This window comes from Pseudomonas sp. FW507-12TSA, from assembly GCF_058781435.1.
In genome coordinates, this window is sequence record NZ_JBYSWT010000032.1 from 35,927 (window position 1) to 53,948 (window position 18,022).

Below are 18,022 nucleotides of genomic sequence, written 5' to 3' on the forward strand. Positions count from 1 at the left end.
ACGATCACTTCTTCGAGCTGGGCGGGCATTCGCTGCTGGCCATGCGGATGGTCTCGCTGGTGCGCCAGCGCCTGGGACTGGAGCTGGCCCTGGCCGAATTGTTCGCCAATGCCGAATTGCACGCCCTGGCCAGCGTCCTGGAGCGCAGCGGGCGCAGCCAGTTGCCGGAAATCTTCCCGGCGCCCCAGGACCAGGACCTGCCGCTGTCCTTCACCCAGCAGCGCTTGTGGTTCCTGGCGCAGATGGCCGGTGGCGCCAGCGCCTACAACATTCCCATCGGCCTGGGCCTGCGCGGGCAGCTGGATCGCCAGGCGCTGCAACAGGCCTTGCAGGCGATCGTCGCCCGGCATGCCACCTTGCGCAGTCGCTTCGTCCTGGTGGATGACCAGCCCCAGGTCCAGGTGGGGCCGCTGGAGGGCGCCCTGGAGCTGTCGCTGGAGGACCTGGGCGATGCGCCTTTGACCCTGGCCGAGCGGGTGCAGGCCGAGGCGGCGCAAGCCTTCGACCTGGAACACGGGCCGGTGATCCGCGGGCGTTTGCTGCGCCTGGCGGACGAGCACCATGTGTTGTTGCTGACCCTGCACCATATCGTCGCCGATGGCTGGTCCATGGGCGTGCTGACCCGTGAGCTGGTGGCCCTGTACAGCGCCTTCAGCCAAGGCCAGGCGGACCCGCTGCCACCCCTGGCGGTGCAATACGGTGACTTCGCCCTGTGGCAGCGGCGCTGGCTCAGCGGCGAGGTGCTGCAACAACAGGCCGACTACTGGCGGCGAGTACTGGCTGGGGCTCCGACCCTGCTGATGCTGCCCACCGACCGGCCACGGCCGGTGCAACAGGATTTTCGCGGTGCCAGCGTGCCGTTGGCGCTGGAGCCGTCGCTCAGTGCCCAGCTCAAGGCCCTGGCCCAGCGCCATGGCTGCACCCTGCACATGACCTTGCTGGCCGGGTGGGCCTTGTTGCTCGCACGCCTGTCCGGCCAGGACGACCTGGTGGTCGGCACCCCGGTGGCCAACCGCATGCGCGCCGAGGTCGAAGGCTTGATCGGCTTGTTCGTCAACACCCTGGCCCTGCGCCTGGAGCTGGAGGGTGCGCAGAGCGTGGCCGGGCTGCTGGCCCAGGTCCGCGCCCGCAGCCTGCAAGCCCAGGCCCACCAGGACCTGCCGTTCGAGCAGGTGGTGGAAATCGTCCGACCCCAGCGCAGCCTGGCCCACAGCCCGCTGTTCCAGACGGTACTGACCTGGGTCGAGGACTTCGCCCAGGACCTGGTGCTGGGCGAGCTCAAGCTCGAAGGGGTGGTCGCCGCCAACCAGGTGGCCAAGTTCGATCTGACCCTGAGCCTGGGGGAAAGCCAGGGCCAGATCCGCGGCTCCCTGGACTACGCCAGCGCGCTGTTCGATGCCGGCACCGCCCAGCGTTTTGCCGGCTACCTGGTCCAGGTGCTACAGGCGATGGTCGCCGACGACCAGCAAGCGCTGGCGCGGATCTCGCTGCTGGACCAGGCCGAACGGCACCAGGTGCTGCAAGGCTTCAATGCCGCGGGCCCCGATTATCCCCGGGGTACGCCCCTGCACCAGCTGTTCGCGGCCCAGGCGGCGCAGCAGCCTGCGGCCACGGCCCTGCAAGCCGGCGACCGGCGCCTGAGCTACGCCGAGCTGGAGGCCCGGGCCAATCGCCTGGCCCATCACTTGCGCGGCCTGGGCGTGGGCCCGGACACCCGGGTGGCGGTCTGTGTCGAACGCGGTCCGGAGCTGGTCGTGGGCTTGTTGGCGATCCTCAAGGCCGGGGGCGCCTACGTGCCCATCGACCCGGCCCATCCGGCCGAGCGCATCGCCTACCTGCTGGAGGACAGCGCGCCGCTGGCGCTGCTGGTGCAAGGCGCGACCCGGACCGTGGCCGCCAGCCCGGGCCTCTCGCGGGTCGACCTCGACGATCCGGCCTGGCTGCAGCAACCGTCCAGCGCGCCGCAGGTGCCCGGGCTGACCGCGCAGCACCTGGCCTATGTGATCTACACCTCGGGCTCCACCGGCCAGCCCAAGGGCGTGATGGTGGAACACCAGAGCCTGGCGAACCTGGTGCACTGGCATTGCCAGGCCTTCGACCTGGGCCCGGGCCGGCACACTTCCAGCGTTGCCGGGCTGGGTTTCGATGCCATGGCCTGGGAGGTCTGGCCGGCCCTGTGCGGCGGCGCGACCCTGCACTTGCCGCCGGCCGGCACCGACCACCAGGACATCGACCGGTTGCTGGACTGGTGGCGCGCCCAGCCGCTGGATGTGAGCTTCCTGCCGACCCCGGTGGCCGAGTACGCCTTCGGCCAGCAGGCCGGGCACCCGACCCTGCGGACCCTGCTGATCGGCGGCGACCGCCTGCGCCATTTCGAGCAGCCCCAGGCCTTTGCCGTGATCAACAACTACGGGCCCACCGAGGCCACGGTGGTGGCGACGTCGGGGCCCTTGGTGGCCGGCGGGGTGCTGGACATCGGCCGGCCCATGGCCAATGCGCGGATCTACCTGCTGGACGAGCAGCGCCAGCCGGTGCCGGTCGGCGTCGCCGGCGAGCTGTACGTGGGCGGTGCCGGGGTGGCCCGGGGCTACCTCAATCGTCCCGAGCTGACCGCCGAGCGCTTCCTCGACGACCCGTTCAGCGCCGAGCCGGGGGCGCGCATGTACCGCAGCGGCGACCTGGCACGCTGGCTGGCGGACGGGCGCATCGACTACCTGGGGCGCAACGACCACCAGGTCAAGGTGCGCGGCGTGCGCATCGAGCTGGGCGAGATCGAGACCTGCCTGAACCGCCTGGCGACCATCCAGGAGGCGGTATTGCTGGCCCGTGAGGATCAGCCGGGGCAGACCCGGCTGGTGGCTTATTTCACCGTTGCCGGGCAGCGGGTGCCGAGCCCCGCCGAGTTGCGGGCGCAGTTGCTGGAGCAGTTGCCCGAGTACATGGTGCCGGCGGCCTACGTGCGGCTGGACAGCCTGCCGCTGACCGCCAACGGCAAAGTCGATCGCCGGGCCCTGCCGGAGCCGGCGCTGGACGCGCTGCTGGCCCGGGAATACCAGGCCCCCGAGGGCGACAACGAGATCGCCCTGGCGCAGATCTGGAGCGAGCTACTGCAGGTGGAGCGGGTTGGCCGCCACGATCACTTCTTCGAACTGGGCGGACACTCGCTGCTGGCCATGCGCATGCTCTCCCAGGTGCGCCAGAGCCTGGGGGTGGAGCTGGCCCTGGGCGACCTGTTCGCCAACGCCGAACTGCACGCGGTGGCCGCGGCCGTGGCCCGGGCCGAGCGCAGCAGCCTGCCGGACTTGCTGCCGGCGCCGCGCAATCAGCCCCTGGCCTTGTCCTTCGCCCAGCAGCGGCTGTGGTTCCTGGCGCAGATGGAAGGCGCCAACACCGCCTACAACATTCCCCTGGGCCTGCGCCTGCGTGGGCAACTGGACAGCCCGGCCCTGCAACGGGCCTTGGCGCGTATCGTCGCGCGGCATGAGACCTTGCGCAGCCGCTTCGCCCAGTACGGCGACCAGGCCGAGGTACTGATCGCCCCACAAGACTCCGGGCTCGGCCTGCAGGTGGAAAACCTGCGCGGCCATCCCCAGGCCGACGACGCCTTGCAGGCGCTGGTCCAGGGCGAGGCTTCGGCGCCGTTCGACCTGGAGCGCGGGCCGCTGATCCGTGGGCGCCTGGTGACCCTGGCGGACGATCACCATGTGCTCTTGCTGACCCTGCACCACATCGTCAGCGATGGTTGGTCCATGGGGGTGCTGACCCGGGAACTGGTGGCCCTGTACGGCGCTTTCAGCCGTGGCCTGCCCGACCCCCTGCCGCCGCTGGCGTTGCAGTACAGCGACTTCGCCCACTGGCAGCGCCGCTGGCTCAGCGGCGAGGTGCTGCAACGCCAGGGTGACTACTGGCGCCAGGCCCTGGATGGGGCGCCGCCATTGCTGCTGTTGCCCACCGACCGGCCGCGCCCGGCCCAGCAGGACTACGCCGGCAGCAGCGTCCCGGTGCGCCTGGACCGCCAGCTCACCGCCAGCCTGCGGGCCTTGGGCCAACGCCATGGCAGCACCCTGTACATGACCTTGATGAGCGCTTGGGCGCTGTTGCTCGGGCGCCTGTCGGGGCAGGCCGAGGTGGTGATCGGCACCCCCGTGGCCAACCGCATGCGGGCCGAGGTCGAAGGCTTGATCGGCTTGTTCGTCAACACCCTGGCGGTGCGCGTGGACCTGGCTGGCGCGCCGCGCATCGAGGCATTGCTGGCCCAGGTCCGCGCCCGCACCCTCGAAGCCCAGGCCCACCAGCACCTGCCGTTCGAGCAGGTGGTGGAGATCCTGCGGCCTGTGCGCAGCCTGTCCCACAGCCCGGTGTTCCAGACGCTGATGACCTGGCAGAACGGCGATGCCCCGCAGTTGGTGCTGGGTGACTTGCGCCTGGAGGGGGTCCACGAGCCCAGCCATTTCGCCAAGTTCGACCTGTCGCTGAACCTGGGGGAGGTCCAGGACCATATCGAAGGCACCCTGGAATACGCCACGGCGCTGTTCGACGAGGCCACCATGCAGCGTTATGTCGGCTATCTGCAGCGGGTGTTGCAGGCCATGGTGAGCGACGACCAGATGCTCCTGGAACAGGTGCCGTTGCTGGACCGGGAGCAGCGTTGGCAGTTGCTCGAAGGCTTCAACGCCACGGCCCGTGACTACCCGCTGGAACAGACCCTGCACGGGTTGTTCGAAGCCCAGGTACTGCGCAGTCCCGAGGCGCTGGCGGTACAGGCCGGCGAGCAGCGCCTGAGTTATCGCCAGCTGAACCAGCAGGCCAACCAGTTGGCCGGGCACTTGCTGCAACTGGGCGTCGGCCCGGACCAGCGGGTGGCGATCTGCGTCGAGCGCAGCGTCGACATGGTGCTGGGCCTGCTGGCGATCCTCAAGGCCGGCGGCGCCTACGTGCCCATCGATCCGGCCTATCCGGCCGAGCGCATCGCCTACATGCTTAAGGACAGCGCACCGCTGGCGGTACTGGCCGACGGCGCGACCCTGGGCCTGCTGGGCGACCCCGGCGTGCCGCTGGTGGACCTCGGGCAGGCGCTATGGAGCCGCCAGCCGCGGGTCAACCCACGCCTCGATGGGCTCACGCCGCGGCACCTGGCCTACGTGATCTACACCTCCGGTTCCACTGGCCAGCCCAAGGGCGCGATGAACGAGCACCGGGCGGTGGTCAACCGCCTGCTGTGGATGCAGGAGCGGTACCGGCTCACCAGCGGCGACGCGGTATTGCAGAAAACCCCGTTCAGCTTCGACGTGTCGGTGTGGGAGTTCTTCTGGCCGCTGTTCACCGGCGCCCGCCTGGTGATGGCCCGCTCCGAAGGGCACAAGGACCCGGCTTATCTGCGCCAGGTGATCGCCCGGGAAAACATCACCACCCTGCATTTCGTGCCCTCGATGCTCGACGTGTTCCTGGCCTATGGCGAGACCCGCGAGTGCGCCAGCCTGCGCCAGGTGATGTGCAGCGGCGAGGCGCTGCCGGGCAGCCTGGTGCGGCGCTTCAAGCAGCAGTTGCCCAACGTTGCCCTGCACAACCTGTATGGCCCCACCGAAGCGGCAGTGGACGTGACGGCCTGGGATTGCACCGGCCCGCTGGACGCCACCCCGGACAACACGCCCATCGGCAAGCCGATCGCCAACACCCGGCTGTACCTGCTGGATGCGCAATTGCAGCCGGTGCCCTTGGGGGTGGTGGGCGAGCTGTTCATCGCCGGGGTGCAGGTGGCCCGTGGGTATCTCAACCGCGAACAACTGACCGCCGAGCGTTTTGTCGACGACCCGTTCAGTGATCAACCAGGCGCGCGCATGTACCGCACCGGCGACCTGGGGCGCTATCTCGCCGACGGCAATATCGAGTACCTGGGGCGCAACGACGACCAGGTGAAGATCCGCGGCCTGCGCATCGAGCTGGGGGAAATCCAGGCGCGCCTGACCCAGCTCGAAGGCATCAAGGAAGCGGTGGTCCTGGCCCGCGAGGACGTGCCCGGGGACAAGCGCCTGGTGGCCTACTACACCAGCGTCGCCGGGCACGCGAAGTTGCCCGTGGAGCAGTTGCGAGAGGCGCTGCTGGAGCACCTGCCGGACTACATGGTGCCGGCGCTGTTCGTGCACCTGGACGCGCTACCCCTGAGCCCCAACGGCAAGTTGGAGCGCAAGGCGCTGCCGGTTCCGGGGCTGGAAGCGGCGGTGGTGCGCGAGTACGAGGCGCCGGTGGGCGACACCGAGATCCTGCTGGCGCAGTTGTGGGCCGAGTTGCTCAACGTCGAGCGGGTGGGGCGCCACGATCACTTCTTCGAACTGGGCGGGCACTCGCTGCTGGCGGTGAACCTGATCGGGCGCATGCGCCGGGCCGGTTTGTCGGCGGATGTGCGGGTGCTGTTCGGCCAGCCGACCCTGGCGGCCCTGGCCACTGCCGTGGGCCGTGGTCGCGAGGTACAGGTACCGCAGAACCTGATCTACCGCGATTGCCCGCGGATCACCCCGCCACTGTTGCCGTTGATCGAACTGGACCAGGCGGCCATCGACCGGGTCGTGGCCACGGTGCCCGGGGGCACCGCCAACGTCCAGGACATCTACCCGCTGGCGCCGTTGCAGGCGGGCATTCTCTATCACCACCTGGCCGCCGGCCAGGGCGATCCCTATGTGCTCCAGGCGCAGTTCGCCTTCGACAGTGCCGGGCGCTTGCAAGCCTTCGCCAAGGCCTTGCAGGGGGTGATCGAACGTAATGACATCCTGCGCAGCGCGGTGCTGTGGGAGGGCCTGGAACAGCCGCTGCAAGTGGTCTGGCGCGAGGCGCCGCTGGTTTGTGAAGAGCTGGTGCTGGACGCCGCCCAAGGGCCGGTGCTGGAGCAGTTGCAGGCACGGTTCGACAGCCGTCGCTACCGCCTGGATATCGCCCAGGCGCCGTTGCTGCGCCTGGTGCATGCGCTGGACCCGGACCACGGACGGGTGGTGGCGCTGTTGCTGTTCCATCACCTGGTGATGGATCACGTCGCCCTGGAAGTGCTGCAGCACGAGCTGCAGGCTTTTCTCCTGGGGCGCCAGGAACGCCTGGCCGCGGCGGTGCCTTATCGCAACTACGTGGCCCAGGCGCGACTGGGCATGGGCGAGGCCGAGCATGAGGCGTTCTTCCGCCAGATGCTGGGGGATATCCAGCAACCGACCCTGCCCCTGGGCTTGCAGGAAGCGCCAGGGGGCGAGGTGGCACTCAGCGAGGCGCGCTTGCCTCTGGACCGACTGCTGGCCCGGCGCCTGCGCGAGCGTGCGCGGCAACTGGGGGTCAGTGCCGCAAGCCTGATGCACCTGGCCTGGGGCCGAGTGCTGGGTAGCCTGGCGGCGCAGCAGCAGGTGGTGTTCGGCACCGTGCTGTTGGGCCGGATGCAGGGCGGCGAGGGCGCTGAACACGCCCTGGGGGTGTTCATCAATACCTTGCCGCTGCGGGTCGACCTGGGCCAGGTGCCGGTACGCGAGGCACTTTTGGCCACCCATGAGCGCCTGGCGCAACTGCTGGGCCACGAGCAGGCACCCCTGGCCCTGGTCCAGCGTTGCAGCGGGGTGGAGCCGGGCACGCCGCTGTTCAGCAGCTTGCTCAACTACCGGCACAGTGCGCCCGCGGCGGCTTCGGCCGCAGAGGCCTGGGAAGGCATGCAACTGCTCAACGCGCAGGAGCGCAGCAACTATCCCCTGACCCTGAGCGTCGACGACCTGGGCGATGGTTTCCTGCTCACGGCGGTGGCCGCCGGGGTCGATGCCCTGCGTATCTGCCAGTACCTGCAGTGCACCCTGGAGAACCTGCTACAGGCCCTGGAGCAGACCCCGGAGCTGGCCATCGGCCAAGTCGCGGTGCTGCCGCAGGCCGAGCGCCAGCGGGTGCTGGTGGAGTTCAACGCCACCGCCCGCGACTACCCACGCCGGCAGGCCTTGCACCAGCGTTTCGAGGAGCAGGTGCGGGAGCGGCCGCAACAGGTAGCGGCGGTGCATGGCCAGGAGGTGTTCAGCTATGCCCGGCTCAATGCCCGGGCCAACCAGCTGGCCCACCACTTGCTGGAACTGGGGGTGCGGCCGGGGGCCAACGTGGCCTTGCTGTTGCCCCGCAGCCTGGACCTGCTGGCCAGCCAGTTGGCGGTCAGCAAGTGCGGCGCGGCCTACGTGCCGCTGGACATCCATGCCCCGGCCGAACGCCTGGGCTTCATGCTGGCCGACAGCCAGGCACTGGTGCTGCTGGCCCACAGCGACCAGCCACTGGACGGCGCGCCGCAACGGGTGGACCTGGACCGCCTGCGCTTCGATCGCCTGCCGGGGCATAACCCGGACCTGGAAGCCTCCAGCGCGGCGGTGGCGTACATCATGTACACCTCCGGTTCCACCGGCGAGCCCAAGGGCGTAAGGGTGCCGCACCGGGCCATCACCCGCCTGGTGATCAACAACGGCTACGCCGACTTCAACGCCGCTGACCGGGTGGCGTTCGCCTCCAGCCCGGCCTTCGACGCCAGCACCATGGACGTCTGGGGCCCGCTGCTCAACGGTGGCCGGGTCGTGGTGGTGGACCAAGAGACCCTGCTCGACCCACCGGCGTTCGCCCAGCTGCTGCAAGCTTCTGGCGTGACGCTGCTGTTCCTCACCACGAGCCTGTTCAACCAGTACGTGCAGTTGATCCCCCAGGCCCTCAAGGGCTTGCGCATGCTCCTGTGTGGCGGCGAGCGGGCGGATGCCACGGCGTTCCGGCGGATGCAGGCCCAGGCGCCGGGGCTGCGCCTGGTCAATGGCTACGGCCCGACCGAGACCACCACCTTCGCCGTCACCCACGAGCCCGGGGAACTGCCGGAAGCTGCCGACAGCGTGCCCATCGGCCGACCGCTGTCCAACACCCAGGTGTACATCCTCGATGCCCTGGGCCAGCCGCTGCCCATCGGCGTGGTGGGGGAGATCCATATCGGTGGCGACGGCGTGGCCCTGGGCTACCTGAATCGCCCCGAGCTGAGCGCCGAACGCTTCCTCCACGACCCGTTCAGCAGCGAGCCCGAGGCCCGGATGTACCGTACCGGCGACCTGGGACGCTGGCTGGGCAACGGCGTGCTGGAGTGCATCGGCCGCAATGACGAGCAGGTGAAGATCCGTGGTTTTCGCATCGAGCCGGGGGAGATCCAGGCTTGCCTGGCGAGTTTTGCCGGGCTGCGCGACGCCGTGGTCCTGGTGCGCGAGGACGAGCCCGGAGACAAGCGCCTGGTGGCCTACTACAGCGTCAATGCAGGGCAGCTGCCGCCAACCAGCGAGATGTTGCGCGAGTACCTGCTGGAGCGGTTGCCGGAGTACATGGTGCCGCCGGCCTATGTCTGCCTGGAGACGTTGCCGTTGACCGCCAATGGCAAGCTGGATCGCAAGGCGCTGCCGGCTCCGGGGCCCGAAACCCGGGCCAGCAGTACCTACGAGGCGCCACGCACGCCCCTGGAGCAAGCCTTGGCCGAGCACTGGGCCCAGGTCCTGCACATGCCCCAGGTGGGGCGCCACGAGCATTTCTTCGAGCAGGGCGGGCACTCGCTGCTGGCGATCCAGCTGGTCAACCGCCTGCAGCAGGCGGGTTTCGAGCTGGGCCTGGCGGACCTGTTCCAGCACGCCAGCGTGGCCGCCATGGCGCGGCTGCTGGAGGAGCGTGGCGCGGCGCCGGCCCTGGAGCTGGTACCGATCCGCTGCGGCAGTGGACCGGCGTTGTTCCTGGTGCACGAGTTCACCGGGCTGGACCTGTACTTCCCGGTGCTGGGGCAACATCTGCCGGGGGATTTCCCCATCTATGGCCTGCCCGGCATCGCCCTGGGCCAGCCGCAATTGCGCACCCTGGAATGCCTGGCCACGCGTTTGGTGCAGGTCCTGCGCGAGGCCCAGCCCGAGGGCCCGTACCGTATCGCCGGCTGGTCGTTCGGGGGTGTGCTGGCCTATGAAATCGCCCAGCAACTGCTCGGGCTGGATCAGCAGGTGGAGTTCCTCGGCCTGATCGACAGCTACGTGCCGCGCCTGACCGACCAGGGCAAGGCGCGCTGGTCCGGCGCCGATGCCCACCAGCAGCACTTGCTGTTGCAGTGCCAGGCCTACTGGAGCGCCCAGGGCGAGGCCGGCAGCGTGGCGCTGGCGGCTTTGGAGCGATTGCGCGGACAGCTCGACGGCCTCGATTTCGCGGCCTTGCTGCACTGCCTGCGCGACCAGCGCCTGTTGTTCGACCAGCTGGAGGCGGCCAACCCCGAGCAGTTGTGGCAGTACCTGGATCGCGAGGTGGCCCATGGGCATGCGCTGGCCCATTACCGGTTGCATCCGATCGGTGTGCCGGTGCATCTGTTCTGCGCCGCCGAACGACCCACCGAACTGTCCCGGCGCAGCCCGACCCTGGGCTGGGGTGAAGTGCTGGCGGTGGAGCAGTTGCATTGCCTCAGCGTTCCCGGCGACCACCTGAGCATGATGCAGCCGCCCCATGTCCAGGCCTTGGGGCAGGCCATGGGCCTGGCCCTGGAGCAGGCTCCGAGGCTGGCCGCCCGTGCCGGCCAGGCCCACCAGCCGTTGCTGCGGATCCAGGGTGGGCGTGCCGGGCAGGTGCCGATCTTCTGCGTGCCCGGGGCCGGCGACAGCATTACCGGCTTCATCGGCCTGGCCGAGGCCCTGGGGCCGGATTGGCCGATCTTCGGCCTGCAGGCCCGGGGCCTGGATGGCAACGATGCGCCCCATGGCCAGGTGGAAGTGGCGGCCAGGCATTACCTGCAAGCGATAAAGGAGCAGCACCCGAGCGGGCCGCTGCACCTGATCGGCCACTCCTTCGGCGGCTGGGTGGCGTTCGAGATAGCCACGCTGTTGCAGGCCGCCGGCCGCGACGTGGCGTCCCTGACCCTGCTCGACAGCCAGGCCCCAGGCGGAACGGGCCTGGTGGGACGGCCCTATACCACCACGGCGGCGCTGCAACGCCTGATCGAATCCATGCAGTTGTCCGCCGGTCGCGACATGGGTATCGATGCCGAGGGGTTTGCCGCCGCGGATGACGCCGCACAGATGCGCCAGTTGCACGCGGGCATGGTGCGCATCGGCCTGCTGTCCCAGCGTGCCGACCCCCGGGCCATGCATGGCCCGGCGCGGACCTTCGCCACGGCCCTGCGCACCTGCTACCGGCCCGGGGATGGCTACCCTGGACGGGTGCGCCTGGTGCTGGCCGACGACCCGGTGCTGGACGCCGCCGGCAACCGTCGGGAACAGCAGGACATGATCCAGGGCTGGCGCGGCCTGGTGGGCGAGTTGGGCGTGTGGTACGCCCCGGGCAACCACTTCAGCCTGCTCAAGGCACCCAATGTGCGGCACCTGGCGGCCTGGTGGCAGGACGGCCTGGCGCTGCCCCGGGAGGAGGTCGTGTCATGACGCCAGGGACGACCAGGCTGGCGGCGGGCGGGTGCCCCCCCGCGGCCGGATAGGACCTTTCATCCACCTGGGACACCGCTCATCACGGCAACACGGTGTCCCGCCAGGGGGCGCGCCGCTGGCCGGCGCCGCCAACCCTCAACGTACTCGTGGTCATCTATGGAAAAGTCGAAGTTTCGCAAGATCGGTATGGGGCTGTTGCTGGTGGTCGTGGCCGGATTGATTTTCTATACGGTGCGCGCGCCGGCACAGCCGCCGCAGTACCTGACCGCCATCGTCGAACGGGGCGACATCGAGAACGCAGTGCTGGCCTCGGGGCTGCTGGAAGGCATCAAGCAGGTGGATGTCGGCGCCCAGGTCTCCGGGCAATTGAAGTCCCTCAAGGTCAAGGTCGGGGACAAGGTGAAGAAGGGCCAGTGGCTGGCGGAGATCGACCCCCTGGTCCTGCGCAACACCCTGCGCCAGGCCGAGGTGGACGAGGAAAACCTGCAGGCCAAGCGCCGTGCCACCGCTGCCCAGCTCAAGGAAACCAAGGCCATCTACGAGCGCTATGGCGAGCTGCAGGCGGACGCCTCGATCTCCAAGCAGGACTTCGATACCTCCGAGTCCAACTACGAGGTGCAGCGCGCCACCCTGATGTCCCTGGACGCGCAGATCAAGAGCGCGCAGATCCAGATCGACACGGCCAAGGTCAACCTGGCCTACACCCGCATCGTCGCGCCCATCGACGGCGACGTGGTGGGGATCGTGACCCAGGAAGGCCAGACCGTGATCGCCAACCAGCTGGCGCCGGTGCTGCTCAAGCTCGCCGACCTGGACACCATGACCGTCAAGGCCCAGGTGTCCGAGGCCGACGTGATCCACATCAGCCCCGGCCAGCAGGTGTACTTCACCATCCTCGGCGAATCCGAGAAGCGCTACTACGCCAAGCTGCGGGGCACGGAACCGGCGCCGCAGAACTTTCTCGAAACCCAGCCGGCCGGTACCCCCAAGCAGAACACCGCGGTGTTCTACAACGCGCTGTTCGATGTGCCCAACCCCGACCACCGCCTGCGCATCTCCATGACCGCCCAGGTGCGCATCGTCCTGGACACCGCCAAGGATGTGCTGATGGTGCCGGTGGCGGCCTTAGGCCCGCGCAATGCCGACGGCAGCTTCGCGGTCCGGGTGCTGGATGCCAAGGGCCAGGCCCAGTTGCGCAACATCAGCACCGGGATCAACAACAACGTCAAGGTGCAGGTCAAGGACGGCCTGGCCGAGGGCGACAAGGTGGTGATCGGTGATCCGTTGTCCGGCACGGCGGGGGCCTGACCATGACCCAGCCACTGTTGCAGCTCAAGGGCATCAGCCGCAGCTTCAAGGCCGGCGAGCGTGAGTTCCTGGCGCTGAAGAACATCGACCTGTGCATCGAGGCCGGGGAGATGGTGGCCATCACCGGCGCCTCGGGCTCGGGCAAGTCGACCCTGATGAACATCCTCGGTTGCCTGGACTACGCCACGGCCGGCAGCTACCAGGTCAATGGCCGGGAAACCCGCGACCTGGACGACCAGGCCCTGGCGGAACTGCGCCGCGATTATTTCGGCTTCATCTTCCAGCGCTACCACCTGCTGCCCCACCTCAACGCCATGCACAACGTCGAGATCCCGGCGATCTACGCCGGCAGTCCCCAGGCCCGGCGCCATGGCCGGGCCCGCGAGCTGCTGGCGCGCCTGGGCCTGGCCGGGCACCTGGAGCACCGGCCCAACCAGCTGTCCGGGGGCCAGCAGCAGCGGGTGAGCATCGCCCGGGCGCTGATGAACGGCGGCGAGGTGATCCTCGCCGACGAACCTACCGGGGCCCTGGACACCAGCAGCGGCAAGGAGGTGATGCGCATTCTCCAGGAGCTGCACGCCGCCGGGCACACGGTGATCATCGTCACCCATGATCCCAAGGTGGCGGCCAATGCCGAGCGCATCATCGAAGTGCGCGACGGTGAGATCGTCAGCGACCGGGCCAACCCAAGGCCGCCGCAGGAGCTGGAGGCGCCACCGCAGGTGAGCGCCCGCGCGGCTGCGGGCCGGCGCCTGGTGGCCAGCCTGGGGCTGTTCAAGGAGGCCTTCGTGATGGCCTGGGTGGCGCTGGTCTCGCACCGCATGCGCACCTTGCTGACCATGCTCGGGATCATCATCGGCATCACCTCGGTGGTGTCCATCGTGGCCATCGGCGAGGGCGCCAAGCGCTACGTGCTCAAGGACATCCAGGCGATCGGCAGCAACACCATCGACATCTTTCCCGGGGCCAGCTTCGGCGACAGCCGGGCGGCGGGGATCCAGACCCTGATGCCCGCCGACGTCACCGCCCTGAACCAGCTGTACTACGTCGACAGCGCCACGCCGATGGTCGGCCGCAGCCTGCTGTTGCGCTACGGCAACATCGACCTCAATGCCACGGTCAACGGCGTCAGCCACCTGTACTTCAAGGTCCGCGACATCAAGCTGGCCGCCGGCATCGCCTTCAGCGAGAACGACGCCCGGCGCCAGGCCCAGGTGGTGGTCATCGACCACAACACCCGCAATCGCCTGTTCGGCCCGGATGTCGATCCTTTGGGGCAGGTGATCCTGGTGGGCAACCTGCCGTGCACGGTGATCGGCGTCACCGCCGAGAACAAGAACCTGTTCACCGCGGCCAACCTGCTCAACGTCTGGGTGCCCTACGAGACTGCCGCCGGGCGGGTGCTGGGCCAGCGCCACCTGGACAGCATCAGCGTGAAGATCAAGGACGGCCAGCCGAGCAAGGTGGTGGAGGAGCACGTCAAGAAGCTCATGGAGCAGCGCCACGGCACCAAGGATTTCTTCACCAACAACCTGGACAGCATCATGCAGACGGTGCAGCGCACCAGCCGCTCGCTGGCGCTGTTGCTATCGCTGATCGCGGTGATCTCCCTGCTGGTGGGCGGCATCGGGGTGATGAACATCATGCTGGTGTCGGTCACCGAGCGCACCCGCGAGATCGGCATCCGCATGGCGGTAGGGGCGCGGCAGTCGGACATCCGCCAGCAATTCCTGGTGGAGGCGGTGATGGTCTGCCTGATCGGCGGCGCCATCGGCATCGCCCTGTCCTTCGCCATCGGCTACCTGTTCACTTTGTTCATCAAGGAGTGGGAGATGGTGTTCTCCATGGGCTCGATCATTACTGCGTTCGCCTGCTCGACGCTGATCGGGGTGGTCTTCGGGTTCGTCCCGGCGCGCAACGCGGCGCGCCTGGATCCGATCGAAGCCCTGGCCCGGGATTGACGCCGGGCGGCGCGGCGCCGGACACCGGCGCCGCGGTAGCTTTACTCGGCGTTGGCGGCGACCGGCGCGGCGGCTTCCTGGGGCGAGTACATCCAGCGCAGCAGCGAGTGCCGGCCGCTGATGCCCAGCTTGATCGCCGCGCGCTTGAGGTAGCTCTCGACGGTGTTGACCTTGAGCTGGCACTGCTCGGCCAGCTGTGGCGCGGTGCGCCCGGCCAGCAGGCCGACGCAGACTTCCATCTCGCGGTTGGACAGGCTCAGGCCGGACTGTGCCAGGCGGTCGGCGAAACGCAGGCGCAGGGTCTCCAGGCCCTCCACGGCGGTGTTGTCCTGCTCGCCGTCCTGGCCGCGGGGCTGCAGGGCGCTGATGTGCTTTTCCACCATGGGCAGCAGCAGCGGCGAGAAGTCTTCGAGCAGCAGGCGTTCCTGGGGCGAGAAGCTGCGGGCCTGGTTGCTGCGGTACACCGAGAGCACGTACTGGTAGGCATCCTTGCGGACGGTCAGGTGCAGCTGCGCCGTGTCCTTGCCGGGGCCACGGCGCCGCAGGAGGGCGGGGCCGGACTCGGCGCTCTGCTCGGGAAAGGCCGCGCGCAGCAGTGGATCGTCGTTGGCCGGCTTGTCGTGCAGGGGATGGCGGTGGTGCACGGCACTGCGCCGATGACCTTCGCTGGCCTGTTCCGGATCTGCCCGCAGCTGGGTGATATGGGTGGCGTCCACCGCCAGCTGGGTGAGGATCAGGTCGTGCAGCATGCGTGGAAAGCGGCGGCTGCCGGTGCTGGCGATGACCTTGCCGATATGGGGGAACAGTGCTTGTGAGTTCATCATTTCATCCATGAATGTGAAGTGGGGAAGGGCTGCCTTATAGCAACGGGTTTGGTCGACTGCCTGTTTAACTCCTGTTTCATGCAGATCGACCAAAGGGCGCTTCGTATCCTAGTACAGGGATTCGGTGGCCGTTTGATGAAGTTGCGCAAAAGTCCGCGTCCTAGACCGCCGCGCTGCCCGCAAGGCGCCGGCTGGCGGGGGGATCGCGGCTTTTTGCCGGGGTAAAAAAATTTTCGATCGGGCCTTGCCGGCACAAGAATTGTACCCGTCCTGGCGCTTGCCACGCTCGCGTGGGAGTTAGGCTGGCCGGCTTGATCACCCTCACCGGACCATTCGAGGAAAGTCCCGCTGGCGCTACTGCGCCAGCGCCTGGAGTTGGTCGCGTCCGATCAGGGGCGCGAGGTCTTGAAGCCGTTGGCTGGGTCGTGGGCTAGTGGGTCTTTTTTTCGCAGTTGACCATCCACGACACCCCGAACCTGTCTTCCAGCATGCCGAAACGCTCGGCCCAGAAGGTTTCCTCCAGGGGCATGCGGACGCTGCCTTGCTCGAGCAGGGCATTGAATACCCGTTCGGCTTCGGCGGCGTTGTCGATGTTCAACGCGATGGAGCAACCCCGGATGCCGGCGTAGGGCAGGTCCGGGGTGCTGTCCGAGGCCATCAGCACTTGGTCGCCGATATTGAGTCGGGTATGCATGATGAGGGCATGGCAGTTGGCCGGCAGTTGGTCGCGGGCCGGGCTCTCACCGAAGGTCAGCATCATTTCCAGGGTGCCGTTCAGGCACTGGGCATAGAAGGTGAAGGCGGCCCGGCAATCGCCGTTGAATACCAGGTAGGGATTGATCTTCATCGCGTACTTTCCTTGTGCGGCCAGGGCGGACCCTGGAGAAACCGACAGCCTTGGCGGCATCGGTGGATATTGCATAGCAAAGCGCCGAACGAGCAGGCGCGAGGGATTTTTTTAGACGCTTTTCCTATGGTTCGCCCAGGGCTTATAGCCGGCCGCCCGGGGCGGCCGGTGGCGCTACAGGCGGGGCTGCTCCTGGGGCAGGCCGAGCAACTGGTGCAGGGTGTTGATCAGCGCCTGCTGGCGCAGGCGGTCTTCCTGGTGCCGAGCCTCGGCACTGGCGATATCGGCCTGGCAATGCGGGCAGGTGGTTTCATGGCCATGGATGTACTGCAGGCAGGCCCGGCACAGGGCCAGGCGCGCAGGGACACGTCCTTCCTCGGGGGACGCGTGGCCCTGGTTGACCCAGGCCAGCTTGATCACCTGGCCGCTGTCGCTGACGCTGGAGACCGTTTCGCCACTGTCGATGCGTTCGGTGATCAGGTCGAAGCGACCCACGGAGAACGAGGCCGGGCCTGCTTCCTCGAGCTTGACGATACGTTCGCGCAGGCCCTTTTTCGCCAGGTCCAGGGTCCGGTAGTGGCAGTAGGGGTTGTTGCCCGGCTTGCCCAGCAGCGAATGCGAGGTCCAGGTGCAACCACCCCGGCAGACATCGTTGTAGTAGCAGGTGCGGCAGTAGCCCCAGAGATCGTCCACCGAGCGCAGCCGGCCGAAGTGGATGCCTTCGCTGTAGTGCCAGATATCGTGCAGGTTCATGTTGCGCACGTTGCCGCCGGAGAAGCCCACGGTGGCCAGGGACGGGCAGCCCTTGACCGTGCCGTCGGCCTCCAGGGCCAGCACCGTCTGCCCGGCGGCGCAACCGCTCCAGTGCACGCGCTCGTCGCCGAAGCCGCGCCACAGGTGTTCGTAGGGGCCGTAGTAGCCGATGTTGTTGCCGACGTTCATCAGCAGCCCGCGCTCGCTGCCTTCGCGGTACAGCCGGGCCAGCAGCGGCATGACGTCCAGCAACTGGTAGGGCTGCAACAGCAGCTCGGGGTGATCCACGGCGTTGCCCATGGCCACGGTCAGCTGGATCTGCCAATGGCTGGCGCCGGCCTCGATGATCAGCTCCATCAGGGCCGGCAGGTCGGGCAGGGTGGCGGCGCCGATCTGGGTGTTGACGCTGACCTTGAGCCCGGCCTGCTTGGCCCGGTGCAGGGTGTCCAGGGCCTTGGCGAAGGAGCCGGGAACGTTGCGCACCGCATCATGCAGCGGTGCCAGCCCATCCAGGGACACGCCGACGCCATCGAGCCCGGCGTCTATCGCCGCCTGCATCTTGGCCGGGGTCAGGTTGCGCCCACCGGTCTGGATCGCCACGTACATGCCATGGTCGTGAATGGCCTGGATCAGTCGGGTCCAGTCCTTGCGCAAATAGGCTTCGCCACCGATCAGGGTGACTTCCCGGGTGCCCAGGGCGGCCAGGGCGTCGATCACTTCCAGGCACTCGCCGGTGCTCAGCTCGCCGGGGCGCCGGTGGCCGGCCCGGGAGCCGCAGTGCAGGCACTTGAGGTCACAGGCGAGGGTGATTTCCCAGACCACGTGCACAGGCACGTAGCGCTTGATATCGCTTTCGCTGAGGTAGCGGGCGGGGAGATGGTCTGACATGAAAGATCCTTGCGCACC

6 protein-coding genes (1 of these 6 only partly in view) are annotated in these 18,022 nt (G+C 68.3%); 3 read left to right on the top strand and 3 right to left on the bottom strand.

Annotated elements, in window-relative coordinates; genetic code table 11:
• From AC3WK8_RS25645 to AC3WK8_RS25655, 3 genes are all read left to right on the top strand, one after another.
• A protein-coding gene (locus AC3WK8_RS25645) for an amino acid adenylation domain-containing protein (RefSeq protein WP_492574088.1) crosses the window boundary here: on the top strand, positions 1 to 11,420 show its 3' portion. 3,259 nt of this gene lie to the left of the window's left edge; the window shows 11,420 of its 14,679 coding nt (coding positions 3,260–14,679); the start codon falls outside the window, past its left edge; it ends in the stop codon at positions 11,418 to 11,420.
• Positions 11,421 to 11,579: 159 nt separating this feature from the next.
• Positions 11,580 to 12,731: a macrolide transporter subunit MacA gene (macA, locus tag AC3WK8_RS25650; protein WP_085599982.1), complete on the top strand. Its 1,152-nt coding sequence runs from the start codon at positions 11,580 to 11,582 to the stop codon at positions 12,729 to 12,731.
• A 2-nt stretch (positions 12,732 to 12,733) separates the two neighbouring features.
• On the top strand, positions 12,734 to 14,692 hold the full coding sequence (locus tag AC3WK8_RS25655; RefSeq protein ID WP_085599983.1) for a MacB family efflux pump subunit: 1,959 nt from the start codon (positions 12,734 to 12,736) through the stop codon (positions 14,690 to 14,692).
• 41 nt (positions 14,693 to 14,733) lie between these two features.
• On the opposite strand, the gene AC3WK8_RS25660 is transcribed toward AC3WK8_RS25655, so the two are convergent.
• From AC3WK8_RS25660 to AC3WK8_RS25670, 3 genes are all read right to left on the bottom strand, one after another.
• Positions 14,734 to 15,513, bottom strand: a complete 780-nt coding sequence (locus AC3WK8_RS25660) for a helix-turn-helix transcriptional regulator (RefSeq protein ID WP_022643561.1) — start codon at positions 15,511 to 15,513, stop codon at positions 14,734 to 14,736.
• Between the two features lie 433 nt (positions 15,514 to 15,946).
• Positions 15,947 to 16,363 (bottom strand): VOC family protein, encoded by a 417-nt coding sequence (locus AC3WK8_RS25665; protein ID WP_103326697.1) that lies wholly within the window; start codon positions 16,361 to 16,363, stop codon positions 15,947 to 15,949.
• Between the two features lie 174 nt (positions 16,364 to 16,537).
• The gene (locus AC3WK8_RS25670) at positions 16,538 to 18,004 is read right to left on the bottom strand and encodes a GDL motif peptide-associated radical SAM/SPASM maturase (RefSeq protein ID WP_103326699.1); all 1,467 of its coding nucleotides are present in this window, start codon (positions 18,002 to 18,004) and stop codon (positions 16,538 to 16,540) included.
• Between the last annotated feature and the right edge of the window lie 18 nt (positions 18,005 to 18,022).

What these genes read in the sequence shown, in the direction of transcription:
- macA (WP_085599982.1), top strand. Translation starts at nt 11,580, where the DNA reads ATGGAAAAGTCGAAGTTTCGCAAGATCGGTATGGGGCTGTTGCTGGTG.
- AC3WK8_RS25655 (WP_085599983.1), top strand. Translation starts at nt 12,734, where the DNA reads ATGACCCAGCCACTGTTGCAGCTCAAGGGCATCAGCCGCAGCTTCAAG.
- AC3WK8_RS25660 (WP_022643561.1), bottom strand. Translation starts at nt 15,513, where the DNA reads ATGAACTCACAAGCACTGTTCCCCCATATCGGCAAGGTCATCGCCAGC.
- AC3WK8_RS25665 (WP_103326697.1), bottom strand. Translation starts at nt 16,363, where the DNA reads ATGAAGATCAATCCCTACCTGGTATTCAACGGCGATTGCCGGGCCGCC.
- AC3WK8_RS25670 (WP_103326699.1), bottom strand. Translation starts at nt 18,004, where the DNA reads ATGTCAGACCATCTCCCCGCCCGCTACCTCAGCGAAAGCGATATCAAG.